This is a genomic window from Nitrospira sp., from assembly GCA_029194535.1.
Lineage (GTDB): Bacteria > Nitrospirota > Nitrospiria > Nitrospirales > Nitrospiraceae > Nitrospira_C.
The window spans coordinates 1,289,903-1,306,399 of the sequence record JARFXR010000001.1; the positions used below are offsets into that span (position 1 = coordinate 1,289,903).

Genomic DNA, 16,497 nt, shown 5'->3' on the forward strand with positions numbered 1-16,497 from the left:
CGTGCGGCATCTTGAACATGAGATTTCCCCGCCTCCGATGGGAAAGAAAAGGGCTGATCTATCGACCGGACACGCGAAGGGCCTGGATGAAGTCTCATTGCCAATTGCCGGTTGCCGATCAACTTGGCGGGGCACTCTACCGGGTCTATTTTGCAAGCCGTGACGAGTCGCAGCGCTCTCACATCGGCTGCATCGAAATCGATCTCAATCATCCCACACAAGTTGTCAGCTCCGCCGAGCAGCCGCTCTTGTCCCCGGGCCCGGCGGGACACTTTGATGAGCACGGCGTCTATCCGTCGTCAATCGTGACGGTCGGAGACAAGAAATACCTCTACTTTATCGGATGGAACCGAGGATACCGTCAACCTCTCTTCTATGCCTCAATCGGACTGGCGGTCAGCGAGGACGGAGGACGGTCGTTTGGAAGATTGTTTCGATCGCCGATCATGGCGCGAAGCGAATACGATCCATGCCTGGTGACCTCGCCGAACGTGTTCATCGATAACGGTCTATGGAGAATGACCTACGTATCAGGCATTCGCTGGGAAGAGTCTGCGGACGGGGGGCTGAAGTCCGTGTATCACATCAAATATGCGGAGTCTGCCGACGGGATTGCCTGGACTCGGGACGGAACCGTCGCGATTGATTTTGCTTCAAGGGATGAAACCAACATCGCCCGCTCAAGCGTGCTCAAATCAGGTGATACCTATCGTATGTGGTATTCGACGGCTCGGTTGCCGGTCCGTCCCTATCGCATCGGATATGCCGAATCGGACGACGGCAAGAGCTGGACAAGGATGGACGACGCGGTCGGTTTCGATGTCGCTCCGGAAGGATTCGACAGCGCAATGATCTGTTATCCCCATGTCATTCAGTACGAAAACCGACTGTACATGTTCTACAACGGCAATGGATTCGGCCGCGACGGCATCGGCCTCGCCGTCGCCGAGAACTCCGAAGCTTCAGCGTCAATAACGCCATCATGAGGGATGTGTCGCCGGTGTTCCGCGGGCTTGTCAGAGCCGTGGCATTTGTTTTCGATCTGGCTTGTCTTCCGTGGCTGGCCCTCGCGAGCCTCGCAGCGAGAGCAGGCCAGCAGCTCCTGATCTGGGGGCCCGTCCCCATCATCAACAACAAGTATTGGTCGGAAGCCATGCGGCGTGCCGGTTGGGAGTCCCGCACGCTGATGTCGACCTACTACTCCGCCATTAATCAACGCAGCGACTATGACATCTACTATGAGGACCTAATCGGGATCCGTTCATTCGGAATTCTGACGCGATTGTTCGGTCCTTACGTTGCCCATTTATATATCGTTCGAAAGGCCAAGGTCGTACATATTCCGTTTTCGGGAGGACCTCTTGGAAGGACCGCGCTGTTATGGCGGTGTGAGGCCTGGCTGTATCGGCTGGCCGGTGTTCGGACGGTGGTGGTGCCTTACGGCACAGACATTTACAGGTATTCGAGGGTAGGCGATCCCACCGTTCGCAATGCATTGTTGCTATCTTATCCGGAGGCAGCAAGGCGAGAACCAGAGGTCGAACAGTCGGTTCGATACTGGACTAGACATGCGGATGTCATCGTCATGGGTTTTACAATGGACGGCATAGGGCGGTGGGACATTCCCAGTGGAAACATGGTGTGTATCGACACCGATACCTGGAGCCGGACGCGGCGGGGATTGGAGAGACCTGCCGACGGCCCGGTCCGTATCCTGCACGCGCCGAATCATCGCGGGGTCAAGGGAACCGAATATATTCTGGCGGCGGTTGATCAATTGAAGGCGGAAGGGTTGTCCGTCGAATTGGTGCTCGCGGAGCGTATTTCGAACGATCAAGTCAGGCGCCTCATGCAGGAGGTTGATCTGCTCGCCGACCAGTTGATCCTTCCCGGATACGGGCTCAATGCGATCGAAGGCATGGCCAGCGGTTTAGCCGTCATTGCCAACCTCGAAGATCGTGCCGCAACGGAGGTATTCCGACGCTATTCGTTCCTCGACGAATGCCCTATCGTTTCGGCCGGCCCCGACACCATCGTCGAAGTCCTGCGCGTCCTGGTCGCGAATCCGTCGCTGCGATTGGAATTGGGCGCGGCCGGCAGGGCCTATGCCGAAAAATATCATTCCTACGCCACAGCACAATATCTGTTCGGCTCCATTTACAGAAAGTTCGCGGGCGAGGATGTGGACTTGATGAATCTGTACCATCCGCTCAAATCGGCCTACTGCCGCGAGAAAGCGGTGGTGAAACATCCCCTCGTGAACAGCCGAATCCCACCTCGCTACGTTGCAAGTGCTTACGAGTCTCGGTAAAGACGTCCTTCTCTACGGGGCCAGCGATCTGTTGTTCAAGGTGCTGGCCTTCTCGGTGTTTCCAATCTATGCCTATACGTTCTCGGTCCGCGACTTCGGGGTGATTGAACTGGTGACGGCCTTTTCGATGCTCTTGACGATGTGCGGCAGTCTCGGACTGAACAACGCCGTGCAGCGGTATTATTGGGAGCCCGGTATGACCGAGGAAGGCAAGCGGCGACTTGTATCCACGGGACTGCTCTTTCAGTCCGGCTCGACGATCGTCCTGGTCGCGGCGGCGGCCGCCGGACTCTATGCGATCAGGCGGCCGGTCGAAGAGCACTATGGGGTGTCTTGGCCGCTCATCCTGTTTGCACTCGCCGGGCTCATTCCCTCCGTGGCGCTCCAGTACGTGCTTGATGTGCTCCGTCTCCAGTTCGCTCCATGGCGGTATGCCTGCGTCGCCTTCCTGAAGAACGCCGTCGGAGTGGCGGTGGGGTTGCTGCTCATCCTGGCATTCGGGTTCGGCGTGACGGGAATCTTCATGGGGTCCGCCGTCGCCGGATTGCTGGCGGTTCCGCTCGGACTTTGGATGATCGGCAAGGATCTGGAAGTCGGTTTCAACTCCGGCGTCGCCCAGACCTTGTTTCAATTCGGATACCCGTTCATTTTCAGCGGGCTGGCCTATTGGGTGTTGGGCTCGATCGATCGCTGGATGATCGCCCAATTGAGCAATATGGATGAAGTGGGGCTGTATGGGATCGCATTCAAATTCGCCGCGATCGTCATGTTCCTCAATACGGCGTTCGGACAGGCCTGGAGTCCGTGGGCGATGAAGGTTCGAGCCGAACGTTCCGACTATCGAAAGGTCTACAGCGAAGTGTTCTCCGTATGGTTTCTGATGCTGACTCTTGCCGGCTGCGTCCTGTCGATGTTCGCCAAGGAGTTGCTGGTCCTCACGACCCCGGAACGGTATTGGCCGGCGGCGAACATTCTGATCGTCGCGGTGTTGGGAGTCGTATTTCTCGGGACGACGCAGATTACCGCCGTGGGTATTTCGCTGGAAAAGCGGACCCGTATCTTCGCCGTCTCGGCTTGGATCGGGGCAATCCTCAACGTCGTGCTCAACATGGTGTTGATTCCGAGATTGGGCGCTCTCGGTGCGGCTCTGGCCACGACCGTGACGTACTTCAGTCTCAGCGGAGCCTACCTCTACTGGACGCAGCGGGTTCATCCGTTGCCGCTGAACTGGAATCAGTTGCTGTCCGTCTTTGTCGTCGGGGTGCTGTCGGTTCCCGCCGCCTGGACGCTGAACGGCTTCGACACGGGGCTTCGGACGGTTCTGGTCAAGATCCTCGTCTTGTCTCTTCCCATAGTAATGATCTGGCGATGGGGTATGTTCAGAGAGACCCTGGCCGCCATCATTCCGCCGACCGGGGCGCCGGCGGAGGAGTAGGTCGGAAGCGGATGTCTCGGATACTCGTGACCGGCGGTTCCGGCTTGATCGGAAGAAGCCTGCTCGCAAGACTGTCGGGCCATGCCGAGTTGGTGGCGGTCGGACGTCACCATCCGGAAGTATCTGATGTACAGTGGATCGCGCACGATCTGTCCGAGTCCACGCTGCCGATGTTGCCCAAGGACGTCTCGGACGTCATCTATCTCGCGCAATCGGAGCACTTTCGGGAATTTCCAGAGCAGGCTCGGGATATTTTTGAAGTCAATGTCGCCAATGTCCAGCGGATGCTGGACTGGGCACGGGGGTCCGGCGTCACACGCTTCATCCTCGCCTCTTCGGGCGGAGTCTACGGCCACGGAGAGAACTCGTTTCGGGAGGACGATATCATGGGGCCGGGGGGACCGCTCGGCTTTTACTTGGCCTCGAAGCAATGTTCGGAACTGGTGGCGGCCGGCTATTCCGAATGCTTTGCGGTGGTGATCCTTCGGTTCTTTTTTGTCTTCGGTCCCGGACAGAAGAAGTCGATGCTCATTCCAAGGCTGATCGATTCCGTGGCGCAGGGGAAGCCGGTTTCCCTTCAGGGACAGGAAGGGATTAGGCTCAATCCGATCTTCGTCGACGATGCCGCTCTGGCCGTGTCTCGGGCGCTCGAATTAACGGGCAGCCACATCATCAACGTGGCGGGACCTGAGGTGATGCACATGCGGGACATCGCGAGCAAGATCGGGAAGGCGGTCGGACGGGATCCGGTCTTTCACGTCGATCACGGCGCCTCTCCTCGTCACCTGAGCGGCGACATCACCAAGATGTGCCGGCTGCTGGCCGCTCCGGCCGTACATTTCTCAGACGGATTGGCGCGCATGCTGCAGGGATCCCGCGGCGATTCCTCATCGGCGTCGAAGGGCTGAATGGCGGACAACACGCGACATAGCTTCAAAGACAAGTGGGAGAAGAATCCCCATCTGGCGCTTGATCAAACGCTCGAAGAAGGCAGCGACATCAATCGATGGATCTTGACCCGCAATGGATTTGCGGACAAGGCGGAGTTCACGGCGTATCTGGCGACCAAGCACCGCATCCTGGACGCCGGTTGCGGCAACGGGAGGGTGACGGCGCTGCTGCGGACCTGTTCATCGGTCGAGCACACGGAGATCGTGGCGTTCGATCTCGTCGCGGCCGACGTCGCAAGAGGCAATCTGGCCGGATACGAGCGAATCGAGGTCAGAGACGCGGATCTGCTGGGAGATCTCTCCGGACTGGGCCGGTTCGATTTCATCTACTGCCAGGAGGTGCTGCATCATACTTCCGACCCTGAAGAAGCCTTCCGGAACCTGTGCACACTATTGGAGCCGGCAGGGGAGATCGCCATTTATGTGTACAAGCAAAAGGCTCCGGTACGGGAGTTCGTGGATGACTTCGTGCGGACGCGGATCTCCGGGCTGGCCTACGAGGACGCGATGAAGGCGGCGGAGCAGATCACCGCGCTGGGCAAGGTGCTGGCCGAGCTTCGCGTGGACGTCGACATCCCGGCCGTCGATGTGCTCGGGATCCCGGCCGGGCGCTACGACCTGCAGCGGTTTCTCTATCATTTCTTCATGAAGTGCTTCTGGAACCCGGAGCTGAATTTTCGGGACAACGCCGTCATCAATTACGAATGGTATCATCCGCAACTCTGCTCACGGCACAGGGTGGAAGAAATCCGGGAGTGGTTTCAACGGGCTGGTTTGCATGTGAGCCAGGAGCACGTCGATTTCTACGGTATCACCATGCGTGGCAGGCCCGGTTAGTCGCCTGTTCACATGGAGAGCGCGCCGGTTCCCATACGAGTGCTGCACTGCCCGGATCTCGTCGGAGGGCAACCGTTTCAACTCGCCAAGGCCGAACGAGCGATCGGCCTGGACAGCCGGTGCGTGGCTTTGCAGCCGCATCCCTTCGGCTATCCCGCCGATCGGTTTCTCTCGTCGAGCGGCGAGATGGCCCTGCAGCTGGCCCGCTGGCGACTGCTGGCCCTGGCCTTGCGGGACTACGACGTCGTTCATTTCAACTTCGGCCAATCTGCGATGCCGCAGCGGCTTCCCTTGGATGCCGCGTCGAAGCGGGATCTTCCGTCATGGGCCAGACGCCTGTTCAACTGGTACGCCGCCCCGCTGGAGTTGATGGATCTGCGGCTGCTGAAGCGGAGGGGGAAGTCCATCGTCATGACCTATCAAGGGGACGACGCCCGCCAGGGCGACTTCCTCCGCGCGCACTATGCGATCCATTCGGCGGACGAAGCGGGGTATTACACGCCCGAGTCGGATCGCCTCAAGAGAGCGCGCATCCAGACCGTTGGGCGGTACGTGGATGCCGTGTTCGCGGTGAATCCTGATCTGCTTCACGTCCTGCCCTCCGGCGCCCGGTTCATGCCCTATGCGCATCTGGATGTAGCGTCGATCACGCCGTCCGGCGGGGCGGCTCATGCGTTGCCGAAGGTCCTGCATGCGCCCAGCCACCGAGGGGTCAAGGGAACCCGGTTCATACTCGATGCCGTCCACCGGCTCAAGTCCGAAGGCGTGCCGTTTGAATTCGTCTTGGTTGAGGGGCTGTCACACGCCGAAGCGATGAAACTGTATGCGGACGCCGATCTCCTGGTCGATCAGCTGTTGGTCGGCTGGTACGGAGGACTGGCGGTGGAACTGATGGCGCTCGGGAAGCCGGTGGTCGCCTATATCCGCGACCAAGATCTCCGTTTCATCCCGCCGGCCATGCAGGCGGAGCTGCCGGTGGTGAATGCCACGCCCGATTCCATCACCCGCGTGTTGCGCGACTTGCTGACGGTCCGGCGCCACGAGCTGGGCGAGATCGGCATGCGCTCCAGACGGTACGTCGAAGCCTGGCACGATCCCGCTCGTATCGCCTCACATCTAAAGTCCACCTACGAAAGTCTTGTCAGCCGATTCCGCAACGGCCGGCCGGCCGAAGTCTCAACGGGTCGTTAGGACGTTCCACCAACATGTGCGGCATCGCAGCGCTCTTCGCCTCAAATCCCGCTCCGCTGGAACCGCTGGTTCGTGCCATGACCGACACCGTCCGTCATCGCGGTCCGGACGATGAAGGTGTCGTAGTGTTCTCGGCTGGAATGATGACAGCAACTGCATCCGGAGGGATCGATACTCCGCAGGCGGTATACCAGATGGCTGTCTCTTATGCGCCGGTTCGGCAAAGTGGGTCCAATCCGGACGTCGTGGCGGCTCTGGGCCACCGGCGGCTGTCGATTCTCGACGTCAGCGCGGCCGGCCATCAACCGATGTGTACGGCCGACGGCCGCTTCTGGGTCATTCACAACGGAGAGATCTACAACTACCTCGAGCTTCGTGCCGAGCTGGAATCTCTGGGACATGCCTTCGTCTCGCAGACCGACACCGAAGTCATCCTTGCTGCGTATCGGGCGTGGGGAGAGGAATGTCTGCAACGTTTTAACGGCATGTTTGCGTTCGTGCTCGTGGATCGAGAGGCCCGGCGGGTCTTCGCCGCCCGCGACCGGTTCGGCGTCAAGCCGCTGTATCTATGGCGCTCCGCTCAGGGGCTGGTGGCGCTGGCCTCGGAGATCAAGCAGTTCACCCTGTTGCCGGGCTGGTCGCCGACCGTCAATGGGCAGCGCGCGTACGACTTCCTCAACTGGGGGCTGATCGATCATACGGACGAAACGATCTTCGAGGGCGTCCGCCAACTGCGGGGCGGCCAATCGTTCCATTGTTCCGTAAAGGAGTTGCTGGCCGGCCCGCCCATCACCCAGTGGTACCATCTGGCTCCGCAGCCGTTCGACGGCGACATGAAGGCCGCGGCCGAGCAATTCCTCTCGCTCTTCACCGACGCCGTCCGGCTTCGCCTCCGATCGGATGTCCCGGTCGGCTCCTGTCTGTCCGGCGGCCTCGATTCCTCGTCGATCGTCTGCGTGATGAACGAGCTGCTTCGCCGCAACACCGGGGCCACTCGGCAAAAGACCTTCTCCTCCTGTTCGAAGGTCGATCGATTCGACGAGCGGCCATACATCGATGAGGTGGTCCGGCAGACGGGAGCGGACGCGCATTACGTGTATCCGAGTCTGACCGAACTGTTCGAAACAGTGGATCGTGTGACCTGGATGCAGGATGAGCCGTTCGGATCGACCAGTATCTATGCGCAATGGCACGTGTTTCGGCTGGCCGCGGAACACGGCGTGACAGTGATGCTGGATGGGCAGGGGGCCGATGAACAGCTTGCAGGCTACCATGCGTATTTCGCGCCTTACCTGGGCCGGTTCTTGCGCGAAGGGCGGTGGACGACTCTGTGGAGAGAACTCCGCGGGTTGAAGACGGTCCACGGATACCCCATGTCCTGGGGTGTCAAACAGCTGCTGGACAATGTGCTGCCGGAATCTATCCGTCAGCGGGTGCGTCTGCTGGCAGGCAAGGCGGGAAGCGCCGCATCGTGGCTGGATATGAACCGGCTCGGAGCCGCTCCTCAGGATCCGTTCGCTATGGCGGGAGCCGCCAAAGCCCGTACGGTTCAGCTGATGTCCCGCGCACAAATCGGCGCGACATCCCTGCCGATGCTCCTGCATTGGGAGGATCGCAATTCCATGGCCCATTCTATCGAGGCTCGTGTGCCGTTTCTCGACTACCGTCTGGTCGAGTTCGTGCTTGGATTACCCGATGAGTACAAGATTGCCGAGGGCGTGACGAAGCGTGTCTTGCGGGAGGGGTTGCGCACGACGCTTCCCGAGCGCGTGCGCAACCGGCGGGACAAGCTCGGATTTGCGACGCCGGAGGAAGTGTGGATGAGAGAAGACAATCCCGATCTGTTCCGCCGCGCCCTGCACGACGCGGTGAAACTTTCATCCGGCATCATCGGATCGGATGCCGGCAGCCTGTTCGAGAAAATCGTCGAGGGAAGACGGTCCTTCTCGTTCCTCGTCTGGCGCCTCATCAGCTTCGGAGTCTGGATGAGAACGTTTGCCGTTCGCGCATGATCGAAGACGGGGACAGAGGGTCGAGAGATCTCGGGATTCAATATGATGATGAGAGACGGTGCCGAACGATGAGGATCGCCTACCTGGCGCTGGAGGCTCCCCGGGAAGGACAAGCTTCCTATGTGCACGTGATCGAGATCATCGAGGGCCTGCGGAAGAGGGGCCACACCGTGGAGTTGTTCGCTCCCTCCTACAGCGACCGGTGGGTTCGACCATCTCTGGCCAACCGGCTAGGGGAACATCTCCTTGTCCAGCTTCGGTTGGCCCGTCACGTGCGACAATTTCAGCTCATCTATATTCGGTCTCATCCGATGGCCGCCCTGGTCGCTCTGGTCGCCCGGATCTTTGATGTCCCGGTGATTCATGAAGTCAACGGTCCCTACGAGGACATTTTCGTCGGCTACCCCATGGCGGCGAGATGCCGGAATCTCGTGACGCGGCTGTGGCGAACGCAATATCGTCACGCCGCCGGCCTGATCACGGTAACGCCGCAGCTTGCCGGATGGCTGAAACAGGAATCAGGCGGTCACCAGCCGGCGTGCGTCATTCCGAACGGCGCGAATACGAAGCTCTTCAACCCGGATCGGGAACGATACCCGGGCTTGCCCGATCGGTATGTCGTGTTTTTCGGCGGGCTGGCCCAGTGGCACGGCATTTCGACGTTGGTAGCGGCTCTACAAGAGAGCTGCTGGCCCCGCGACCTGTCTCTCGTGGTCGTCGGCGAGGGGAGTGGGACGAGCACCTTAGAGCAGGCGGCGCGGGAGAACGCGAAACTGGTGTTGTTGGGACGGCGACCCTATGCGGAAGTCGGCGCCATCGTCGCCGGGGCGCTGGCCGGACTTGTCCCGATAACAAATCCAGGCGGCAGATCCATAACGGGCCTGGCTCCGCTGAAGCTGTTCGAAACGCTGGCTTGCGGCATCCCGGCGATCGTCAGCGACTTTCCGTATCAGACGGAGCTGGTGCGATCGAATCGGTGCGGTCTGGTATTTCCGGCCGAGGATGGGAGGGCGCTCGCGCAAGCCGTATCAGCGCTCGCACAGAATTCCGCTCAAGCGAAAGAGATGGGCCGCCGTGGTCTCGAGCTGGTTCGAAGAGAACATTCCTGGGAAGCGCGTGTGGCCCAAACGGAAACGTTCCTGAGTCAGGTCGTCGCGTCCTCGGGAATCAGAAAGCCCGATTGCCTCGGTGTTCGAGCGTCCCGTCGTTAGGTTCACGCAGGGAGATCAAATCGGCGATCGGAACGGAAGTGTGGAGTCGGGACCGAGAGGCACGCAGATGCGAGTGACCCTGCTCCGGACCGCGTTCACTGCGGCCTTCCTCCTGTGCGCCGTCGATCTGCTCGTGGTGGTGGTCGGTTCCGGGGTGTCGCTCGACATCGTAGGGTGGCGGCTTCGTTCGACCACCATGGAGTTTCCGGCCATCGGGTTGGTACTGACCGGCCTGGCGGCATTGGTGTCGGCAGGGAAGTGGCGCGAAGCGGTCCTCGTCACTGGTTCGCTTGCGGGAGCCGGCTTGGCGGCGGAGGTGATCCTGAGGGTTTCGGATCATCCGCTCTCGAAACCGCACGTGGACTATGCCGCCTGGTACCGGCCTTCCGATCGATTCGGCCACGAACTGGTACCGGGCTTCGAGGGATTCGGCCCGCTCAATGTGCCGATCAGGATCAACGATCTCGGTTTTCGAGACGGGGAGCATGCGTCGGAAAAGCCGGCAGACGTCGTTCGGATCTTGGGGCTCGGTGATTCTTTCCTCTTCGGATGGGGCGTGCCGGAAGACCAGACGTTTCTTCGACGGCTTGAGCAGCAACTTGCTCGCCGCACAGGCCGGAGGATCGAGACGATCAATGCCGGCGTCCCCGGATGGGGGCTCAATCAATACTACATCTATCTCACCCTGATGGGACGGCAACTGGATCCGGACCTGGTCGTGCTAGCCTATTTCGTCGACGACCTGAACGGACCGCTCGCGGAACGACTCGCGCCGGATCTCCAGTATCAGCAGGGCCTTCAATACAAAGGCGGGATCTTCCATCGCTCCCGCCTGTTCAATTTCATGAAGTCGCTCAGCCATCTCGTCCGGGAGAAGAACCGGTCGGTGAGAGTCGGCTATCTGCACGACTTGGATCTTCGCCGGGAGGAGTGGTCCAAACGCCCCAACTATTTGATGGGGTCGGGAGACCCGGGCGAGCAGCGGCGCCAGATTGAGTTGCTGGACCGCCATCTCGCCAGATTGAAGGAGCGCGTGGACGCCGCGCAGGCGACGCTGGTAGTCCTGTTGATTCCCGACATTTCCCAGTTGCGCCATTCGGAGGTGCAACAGGTCAATCATATCTTGTTCGATACCTGCCGGCGACTGGGGATTCCATTCCTCGACATGACGCCGATATTCGAACAGACGGACGATCCCGAGCGATTCTACCTCTGGCCCAAGGATCCCCATACGAACGCAGCGGGACATGCGGAGATGGCCACCGCGCTCGAGCGACTGATCTGCCGGCCGCCGGTGGCTCGGCAATTGACGTGCTGACGCGGTCGCATCCGGCCGGTTCGAGAACCGATCCATGTGTGGGATAGCGGGGCTGTTGGGCGGTCATAATCTGGATCTCCGACCGGTGATCGCGTCGATGGTCCGATCCATTCGGTATCGCGGGCCGGACGACGCCGGAGACTGGGTGGATCCCGGCGCAGGCGTCGCGTTGGGCCATGCGCGGCTCTCCATTCTGGATCTGTCATCGGAAGGACATCAGCCGATGAAGTCGGCCGCTGGACGCTATCGGTTGTCCTACAACGGCGAGATCTACAATTTCGTTGAGTTGAGAGCCGAGCTGGAACGGGCCGGGGCCGCCTTCCGTGGACACTCGGACACGGAAGTGATGTTGGCGGCGATAGAAGCCTGGGGACTGGAGGCCGCCGTCCGGCGGTTCGTCGGGATGTTCGCCTTCGCCCTGTGGGACCGCGAGCGGCGTGAACTGCATCTGGGGCGGGATCGGGTCGGTATCAAACCGCTGTACTATGGCTGGGTGGGATCGCTGTTCGCGTTCGGCTCCGAACTGAAGGTGTTCGAGCAGGTGCCGGGATTCAGCGGAACCGTCAGCCGCGACGCCCTCGTCGCGTTCATGCGGCTGAGCTACGTGCCGACGCCGTTATCCATCTACCGTTCCGTCTACAAGCTTTCTCCCGGCTGCCTGCTGACCGTTTCAGCAGAGCGTGCGTCGTCTCAGCAAAATTTCAGCCCGGACCCGGACGATGAGACGTCGTCCTGGCGTCCGATTCGGTACTGGTCGGCGCGGGCGGTCGCGGAAGCGGGAGTCATGAGGCCGTTCGAGGGAACCGAGGAGGAAGCGCTCGCTCAATTCGACGAGCTCCTGACGAACGCGGTCGGGTTGCGGATGATCTCGGACGTCCCGCTCGGGGCCTTTCTTTCGGGCGGTGTCGACTCGTCGCTCGTCTCCGCACTGATGCAGAAGCAAAGCGGAAAACCGATCCGCACCTTCACGATCGGATTCCACGACGCGCGATACGACGAAGCCCCATACGCGAAGCGGGTCGCCCAGACGCTCGGGACGGACCATACGGAACTCTACATCTCGTCCGAGGAGGCGATGGCGGTGATCCCCCGGCTGCCGCATCTCTACGACGAGCCGTTCGGCGATCCGTCACAGATCCCTACGTTCCTGGTATCGGAACTGGCCCGCCGCCACGTGACCGTGAGCCTCTCCGGCGACGGCGGCGATGAATTATTCGCCGGCTACAACCGCTATTTCTGGTGGCGGCGGATCTGGAATCGTTTCCGGTGGATGCCCGAGTCCCTGCGGCATCTCGTCGCACGGCTCATGACCTCCCTGCCGGCGGAAGGGTGGGATCGAACGGTACAGATCGCCATGACCGTGATTCCGTGGAAAGGCTGGCCCCACACGCCGGGCGACAAGATGCACAAGCTGGCGGACATGCTGCGCTTCGACTCGCCGGACGGTATGTACCGCAACATGGTATCGCAATGGAAGCGCCCCGAGGAACTCGTGGTCGGGGGACGGGAGCCCCTCACGCTGCTGTCGGACGGCAGGCGGCGGGCGGAGCTGCCGGATTTCACCAGACAGATGATGTATCTCGATCTGGTGACCTACCTGCCGGACGACATCCTCACGAAGGTCGACCGGGCCAGCATGGGCAACGGCCTCGAGGCCCGGGTGCCGTTGCTTGATCATCGCGTGATTGAATTCGCCTGGCGGCTGCCGCTCTCCATGAAGATCAAGCGGGAAGGGGAGGGAAAATGGCTGCTCCGCCACCTGCTCTATCGGTATGTGCCCCAGGCGCTGATCGACCGGCCGAAGACGGGGTTCGGTATTCCGGTCGATCAGTGGCTGCGGGGCCCGTTGCGGGCTTGGGCCGATGAGCTGTTGAGCGAGGCGCGGCTCCAGCGCGAAGGCTTCCTCCATCCGGCGCCGATCCGCGAGCGTTGGAGAGAGCATCTTTCGGGACGGCGAAACTGGCAATATCAGCTCTGGAACGTGCTGATGTTTCAATCGTGGCTTAGCGCGCATGAACGCTCGTCCGCGGCTGTTGTACCTCATCACTGAGGATTGGTATTTCTGGTCTCACCGTCTGGACCTTGCCCGCGCGGCGGTCACGGCCGGGTTCGACGTTGCCCTGGCCACCCGCGTGACCGATCACGAAGCGCGGATCCTGCGGGAAGGGTTTCGTCTGTTTCCGATCCGATTGTTCCGCCGCAGCAAGAATCCCCTGGCCGAGCTTCTGTCCCTCGTGGAGTTGCTGGCGCTCTACCGGCGCGAGCGGCCCGCCATCGTCCATCACGTGGGGCTGAAGCCGATTCTGTACGGGTCGCTCGCCGCCCGGGTCGCCGCCGTCCCGACCGTGGTGAATGCCTTCGCCGGACTCGGCTACCTCTTCACGGATGAGGCTCGTCAGGGCGGGCTACTGAATAAGACGTTGGGTCTCGCGTTGCGCGCGGCGCTGAAATCCGTCGCTTCGACCGTGATCTTCCAGAATCACGACGATCGCGATCTGCTCGTCATGAAACGGGTGGTCACGCGGAAGCAAAGCCGGATCATTCCGGGATCGGGGGTGGACGTGACGGCGTTCAATCTGCGCCCGCCGTCCGGCGAGGAGGCGATCGTCATGCTGGCGTCCCGTATGCTGTGGGATAAGGGAATCGCAGAATTCGTCGAAGCAGCCCGCCGGCTCAAGCGGGAAGGTGTCTCGGCGCGTTTCGTGCTGGTCGGGCGCTGCGATGAACACAATCCGGCCGCCATTCCGGTTGACATGATTCGACGATGGGTCGATGGCGGCCTGGTCGAATGGTGGGGACATCAGGAAGACATGCCTGCCACCCTGGCCCTCGCGACGATCGCCGTGTTGCCGTCGTATCGGGAAGGCCTTCCGAAGAGTCTCCTGGAGGCCGCGGCTTGCGGGAAGCCTCTGGTGGCGACGGATGTGCCGGGCTGCCGCGACATTCTCATCCACGGAGTGACGGGTCTGCTGGTTCCACCGCAAGATTCCGCGGCGCTGGCCGCGGCGATTCAGGCGCTGCTCGATGATCCCTCGCTACGAACGGCGATGGGTGCGGCGGCGCGCGAACTGGTCGTTCGGTCGTTCTCAGTCGAAAAAGTGACGGGGCAGATGATCCGGCTGTACCGGGAACTGTTGGCCTCGCAGGGGGTGGGAGCGCCGGCGGGGGTTCCGTGACCAGGGTGCTTGTGACGGGGGCGGGGGGATTTCTCGGCCGCGCTCTCGCTGAGGACCTCCTCCGATCCGGCCAGCGCGTTCGGGCCCTGGTGCGGCGGCCGACGCTTGCGCGGGAGCTTCCTGACGTCGAAACCGTCGTCGGCGATGTTCGCGACCCGCGTTGCGCCGGACAGGCGGCGCGCGGATGCGACGCGATCGTGCATCTGGCCGGCCTGGTCCATGCGGCGGATGACATGTCCGTGACGGAAGCGGACTACCGATCGGTCAATGTGGACGGCACCAAGTATCTGTTGGACGCGGCCGTTGCCGCCGACGTCCCCCGGTTTCTCTTCGCGAGCTCGGTGAAGGTGTTCGGCGAAACGACGGGCGGCTGCGTTGACGAGCGGGCGCCTCCCGATCCGCACACTTCGTACGCGCGCTCCAAGTGGGCGGCGGAGCAGGTGGTGGCGGCCGCCGCGGTGCCGGGGCGCATGGTCACGGTGTCGCTGCGCCTGCCTCTCGTCTATGGTCAGACTGCCAAGGGCAATCTCTATCGCATGATCGACGCGATCGACCGCGGCCGGTTTCCTCCGCTCCCTCGGGTACAGGCCGTCCGCAGCCTGCTCAGCGTGAAAAACTTCGTGCTCGCGGTGCGCGCACTGCTGCAGGCGAAAGAGACGTCACGGCCCTGTTACGTGGCCACGGACGAAGCGCCCTACTCCGTGACCGAGATCTACGATCTGCTGCGGCGTGGATTGGGTCTGCGCCCTCCGAGCTGGCGGGTCCCGCTCTCGGTCCTGACGTTCGCGGGCGCCTGCGGCGATCTCCTCCAGCTGTGCGCGAGGCGGCCTCTGCCGCTGACCTCCGCGACGCTTGTGAAACTCATCGGTCAGGCCTGGTATAGTCCTGACGCGCTCATGCGGGAGATGGGGTACCGGCCGTCCGACAGGTTCGAGGCCGCGGTGCCTGACCTCATTCGGCATTATCGGCAGTCACGCTCATGATGGGGTTCTTGGTCTTCGCGGTCGTCGGCACCTTGGCGTGGTGGATCACCGGCCGTCTGGCGCATGAAGCTTCATTTCTCCGCTCGCTGGATCATCCCAACGAACGGTCCTTGCACAGCGAACCGACTCCCCGCTCCGGAGGCATCGCCATTTTAGCCAGCATTCTGATCGGGATGGCCTTGGCCGCTGCCGGCTATGCCTTGATGCCGCAGTCGAAGGGATTTCTCCCGAAGGGATTTGCCTCTGCCAGTGTATGGATCGTCGGATCGATCGCCCTCGTGACCGTCGTCTCTTTTTTGGACGATCGCGGCGGTCTGCCGGTCTGGGTCCGCTTCGGGGCGCAGGCGCTCGCGGCGATGATCGTGGTGTGGGGTGTCGGGCTCAGACTGTCCTCCGTACCGATCCCAGGCGTCGGGACCGTGGCGCTGGGTTGGGTTGCCGTACCAATAAGCATCTTGTTTCTCCTTTGGATGACCAACCTTTACAACTTCATGGACGGCATGGATGGATTTGCCGGCGGCATGACCGTCATTGGGTTCGGGTTCCTCGCCTTCTTCGGCTGGAGGGCCGGGCATCCGTTCATGCTGCTGGCAACGTTGGTCGTCGCGGCGAGCGCAACCGGATTTCTGATTCATAATTTCCCGCCGGCTCACATATTTATGGGTGATATTGGAAGTATTACACTAGGGTTTGCCGCAGGCGCCCTCATGTTGCTTGGTGTGCGAGACCGGCTGTTCGACATCTGGGTGCCTCTGTTGATCTTTTCCCCGTTCATCCTCGACGCGACGGTCACCCTGTTGCGGCGCGCTTGGCGCGGCGCGCGCATCTGGGAGGGGCATCGGGAACATTATTATCAACGCCTGGTTCTCTCCGGGTGGAGCCATCGACGGTCGGTTCTCGTAGAGTATGGGCTCATGGTCTGGTGCGGAGGGTTGGCCATCGCCTATCGGAGCGCGACCGATCGATGGCGGGTGGCGATCTTGCTCGTCTGGATGGCGACGTTTGCCGGTCTGGCCTGGGCGGTCCACCGACGAGAATCGCGGGCGGACGCCGGGAGAGGATGATGTGATGAG

13 protein-coding genes are annotated in these 16,497 nt (G+C 61.5%); all 13 read left to right on the plus strand.

Features of this window, described 5'->3' with window-relative positions; genetic code table 11:
* Positions 1 to 86 precede the first annotated feature (86 nt).
* The 13 genes from P0111_05895 (at position 87) to P0111_05955 (ending at position 16,488) form a co-directional block, all read left to right on the plus strand.
* A complete protein-coding gene (locus tag P0111_05895) occupies positions 87 to 986 on the plus strand; it encodes a hypothetical protein (protein MDF0643542.1) in 900 nt (299 codons plus the stop codon).
* Positions 983 to 2,311 (plus strand): hypothetical protein, encoded by a 1,329-nt coding sequence (locus P0111_05900; protein ID MDF0643543.1) that lies wholly within the window; start codon positions 983 to 985, stop codon positions 2,309 to 2,311. The genes P0111_05895 and P0111_05900 overlap by 4 nt, the downstream gene beginning before the upstream one ends.
* On the plus strand, positions 2,292 to 3,746 hold the full coding sequence (locus tag P0111_05905; protein ID MDF0643544.1) for a flippase: 1,455 nt from the start codon (positions 2,292 to 2,294) through the stop codon (positions 3,744 to 3,746). Before P0111_05900 ends, P0111_05905 begins: the two co-directional genes overlap by 20 nt.
* Before the next feature lie 11 nt (positions 3,747 to 3,757).
* Positions 3,758 to 4,654 (plus strand): NAD(P)-dependent oxidoreductase, encoded by an 897-nt coding sequence (locus tag P0111_05910; GenBank protein ID MDF0643545.1) that lies wholly within the window; start codon positions 3,758 to 3,760, stop codon positions 4,652 to 4,654.
* On the plus strand, positions 4,655 to 5,533 hold the full coding sequence (locus P0111_05915; protein MDF0643546.1) for a class I SAM-dependent methyltransferase: 879 nt from the start codon (positions 4,655 to 4,657) through the stop codon (positions 5,531 to 5,533).
* A gap of 12 nt (positions 5,534 to 5,545) precedes the next feature.
* Entirely contained in the window at positions 5,546 to 6,724 is a 1,179-nt protein-coding gene (locus P0111_05920; protein ID MDF0643547.1) for a glycosyltransferase, read from the plus strand.
* A gap of 14 nt (positions 6,725 to 6,738) precedes the next feature.
* Positions 6,739 to 8,736 (plus strand): asparagine synthase (glutamine-hydrolyzing), encoded by a 1,998-nt coding sequence (asnB, locus tag P0111_05925; protein ID MDF0643548.1) that lies wholly within the window; start codon positions 6,739 to 6,741, stop codon positions 8,734 to 8,736.
* A 68-nt stretch (positions 8,737 to 8,804) separates the two neighbouring features.
* Positions 8,805 to 9,947 carry a glycosyltransferase family 4 protein gene (locus P0111_05930; protein ID MDF0643549.1) on the plus strand — a complete coding sequence of 381 codons (1,143 nt, stop codon included), beginning with the start codon at positions 8,805 to 8,807 and terminating at the stop codon, positions 9,945 to 9,947.
* A gap of 67 nt (positions 9,948 to 10,014) precedes the next feature.
* The gene (locus P0111_05935) at positions 10,015 to 11,265 is read left to right on the plus strand and encodes an SGNH/GDSL hydrolase family protein (protein ID MDF0643550.1); all 1,251 of its coding nucleotides are present in this window, start codon (positions 10,015 to 10,017) and stop codon (positions 11,263 to 11,265) included.
* Positions 11,266 to 11,299: 34 nt separating this feature from the next.
* Positions 11,300 to 13,315: an asparagine synthase (glutamine-hydrolyzing) gene (asnB, locus tag P0111_05940; protein MDF0643551.1), complete on the plus strand. Its 2,016-nt coding sequence runs from the start codon at positions 11,300 to 11,302 to the stop codon at positions 13,313 to 13,315.
* Positions 13,278 to 14,441: a glycosyltransferase family 4 protein gene (locus tag P0111_05945; GenBank protein ID MDF0643552.1), complete on the plus strand. Its 1,164-nt coding sequence runs from the start codon at positions 13,278 to 13,280 to the stop codon at positions 14,439 to 14,441. The genes asnB (P0111_05940) and P0111_05945 overlap by 38 nt, the downstream gene beginning before the upstream one ends.
* Positions 14,438 to 15,424: an NAD-dependent epimerase/dehydratase family protein gene (locus P0111_05950; GenBank protein MDF0643553.1), complete on the plus strand. Its 987-nt coding sequence runs from the start codon at positions 14,438 to 14,440 to the stop codon at positions 15,422 to 15,424. The genes P0111_05945 and P0111_05950 overlap by 4 nt, the downstream gene beginning before the upstream one ends.
* Positions 15,421 to 16,488 (plus strand): glycosyltransferase family 4 protein, encoded by a 1,068-nt coding sequence (locus tag P0111_05955; protein MDF0643554.1) that lies wholly within the window; start codon positions 15,421 to 15,423, stop codon positions 16,486 to 16,488. The genes P0111_05950 and P0111_05955 overlap by 4 nt, the downstream gene beginning before the upstream one ends.
* Positions 16,489 to 16,497 lie beyond the last annotated feature (9 nt).

Coding starts and splice junctions, on each gene's coding strand:
- P0111_05895 (MDF0643542.1), top strand. CDS start 87: ATGAAGTCTCATTGCCAATTGCCGGTTGCCGATCAACTTGGCGGGGCA.
- P0111_05900 (MDF0643543.1), top strand. CDS start 983: ATGAGGGATGTGTCGCCGGTGTTCCGCGGGCTTGTCAGAGCCGTGGCA.
- P0111_05910 (MDF0643545.1), top strand. CDS start 3,758: ATGTCTCGGATACTCGTGACCGGCGGTTCCGGCTTGATCGGAAGAAGC.
- P0111_05915 (MDF0643546.1), top strand. CDS start 4,655: ATGGCGGACAACACGCGACATAGCTTCAAAGACAAGTGGGAGAAGAAT.
- P0111_05920 (MDF0643547.1), top strand. CDS start 5,546: ATGGAGAGCGCGCCGGTTCCCATACGAGTGCTGCACTGCCCGGATCTC.
- asnB (MDF0643548.1), top strand. CDS start 6,739: ATGTGCGGCATCGCAGCGCTCTTCGCCTCAAATCCCGCTCCGCTGGAA.
- P0111_05930 (MDF0643549.1), top strand. CDS start 8,805: ATGAGGATCGCCTACCTGGCGCTGGAGGCTCCCCGGGAAGGACAAGCT.
- P0111_05935 (MDF0643550.1), top strand. CDS start 10,015: ATGCGAGTGACCCTGCTCCGGACCGCGTTCACTGCGGCCTTCCTCCTG.
- asnB (MDF0643551.1), top strand. CDS start 11,300: ATGTGTGGGATAGCGGGGCTGTTGGGCGGTCATAATCTGGATCTCCGA.
- P0111_05945 (MDF0643552.1), top strand. CDS start 13,278: ATGAACGCTCGTCCGCGGCTGTTGTACCTCATCACTGAGGATTGGTAT.
- P0111_05955 (MDF0643554.1), top strand. CDS start 15,421: ATGATGGGGTTCTTGGTCTTCGCGGTCGTCGGCACCTTGGCGTGGTGG.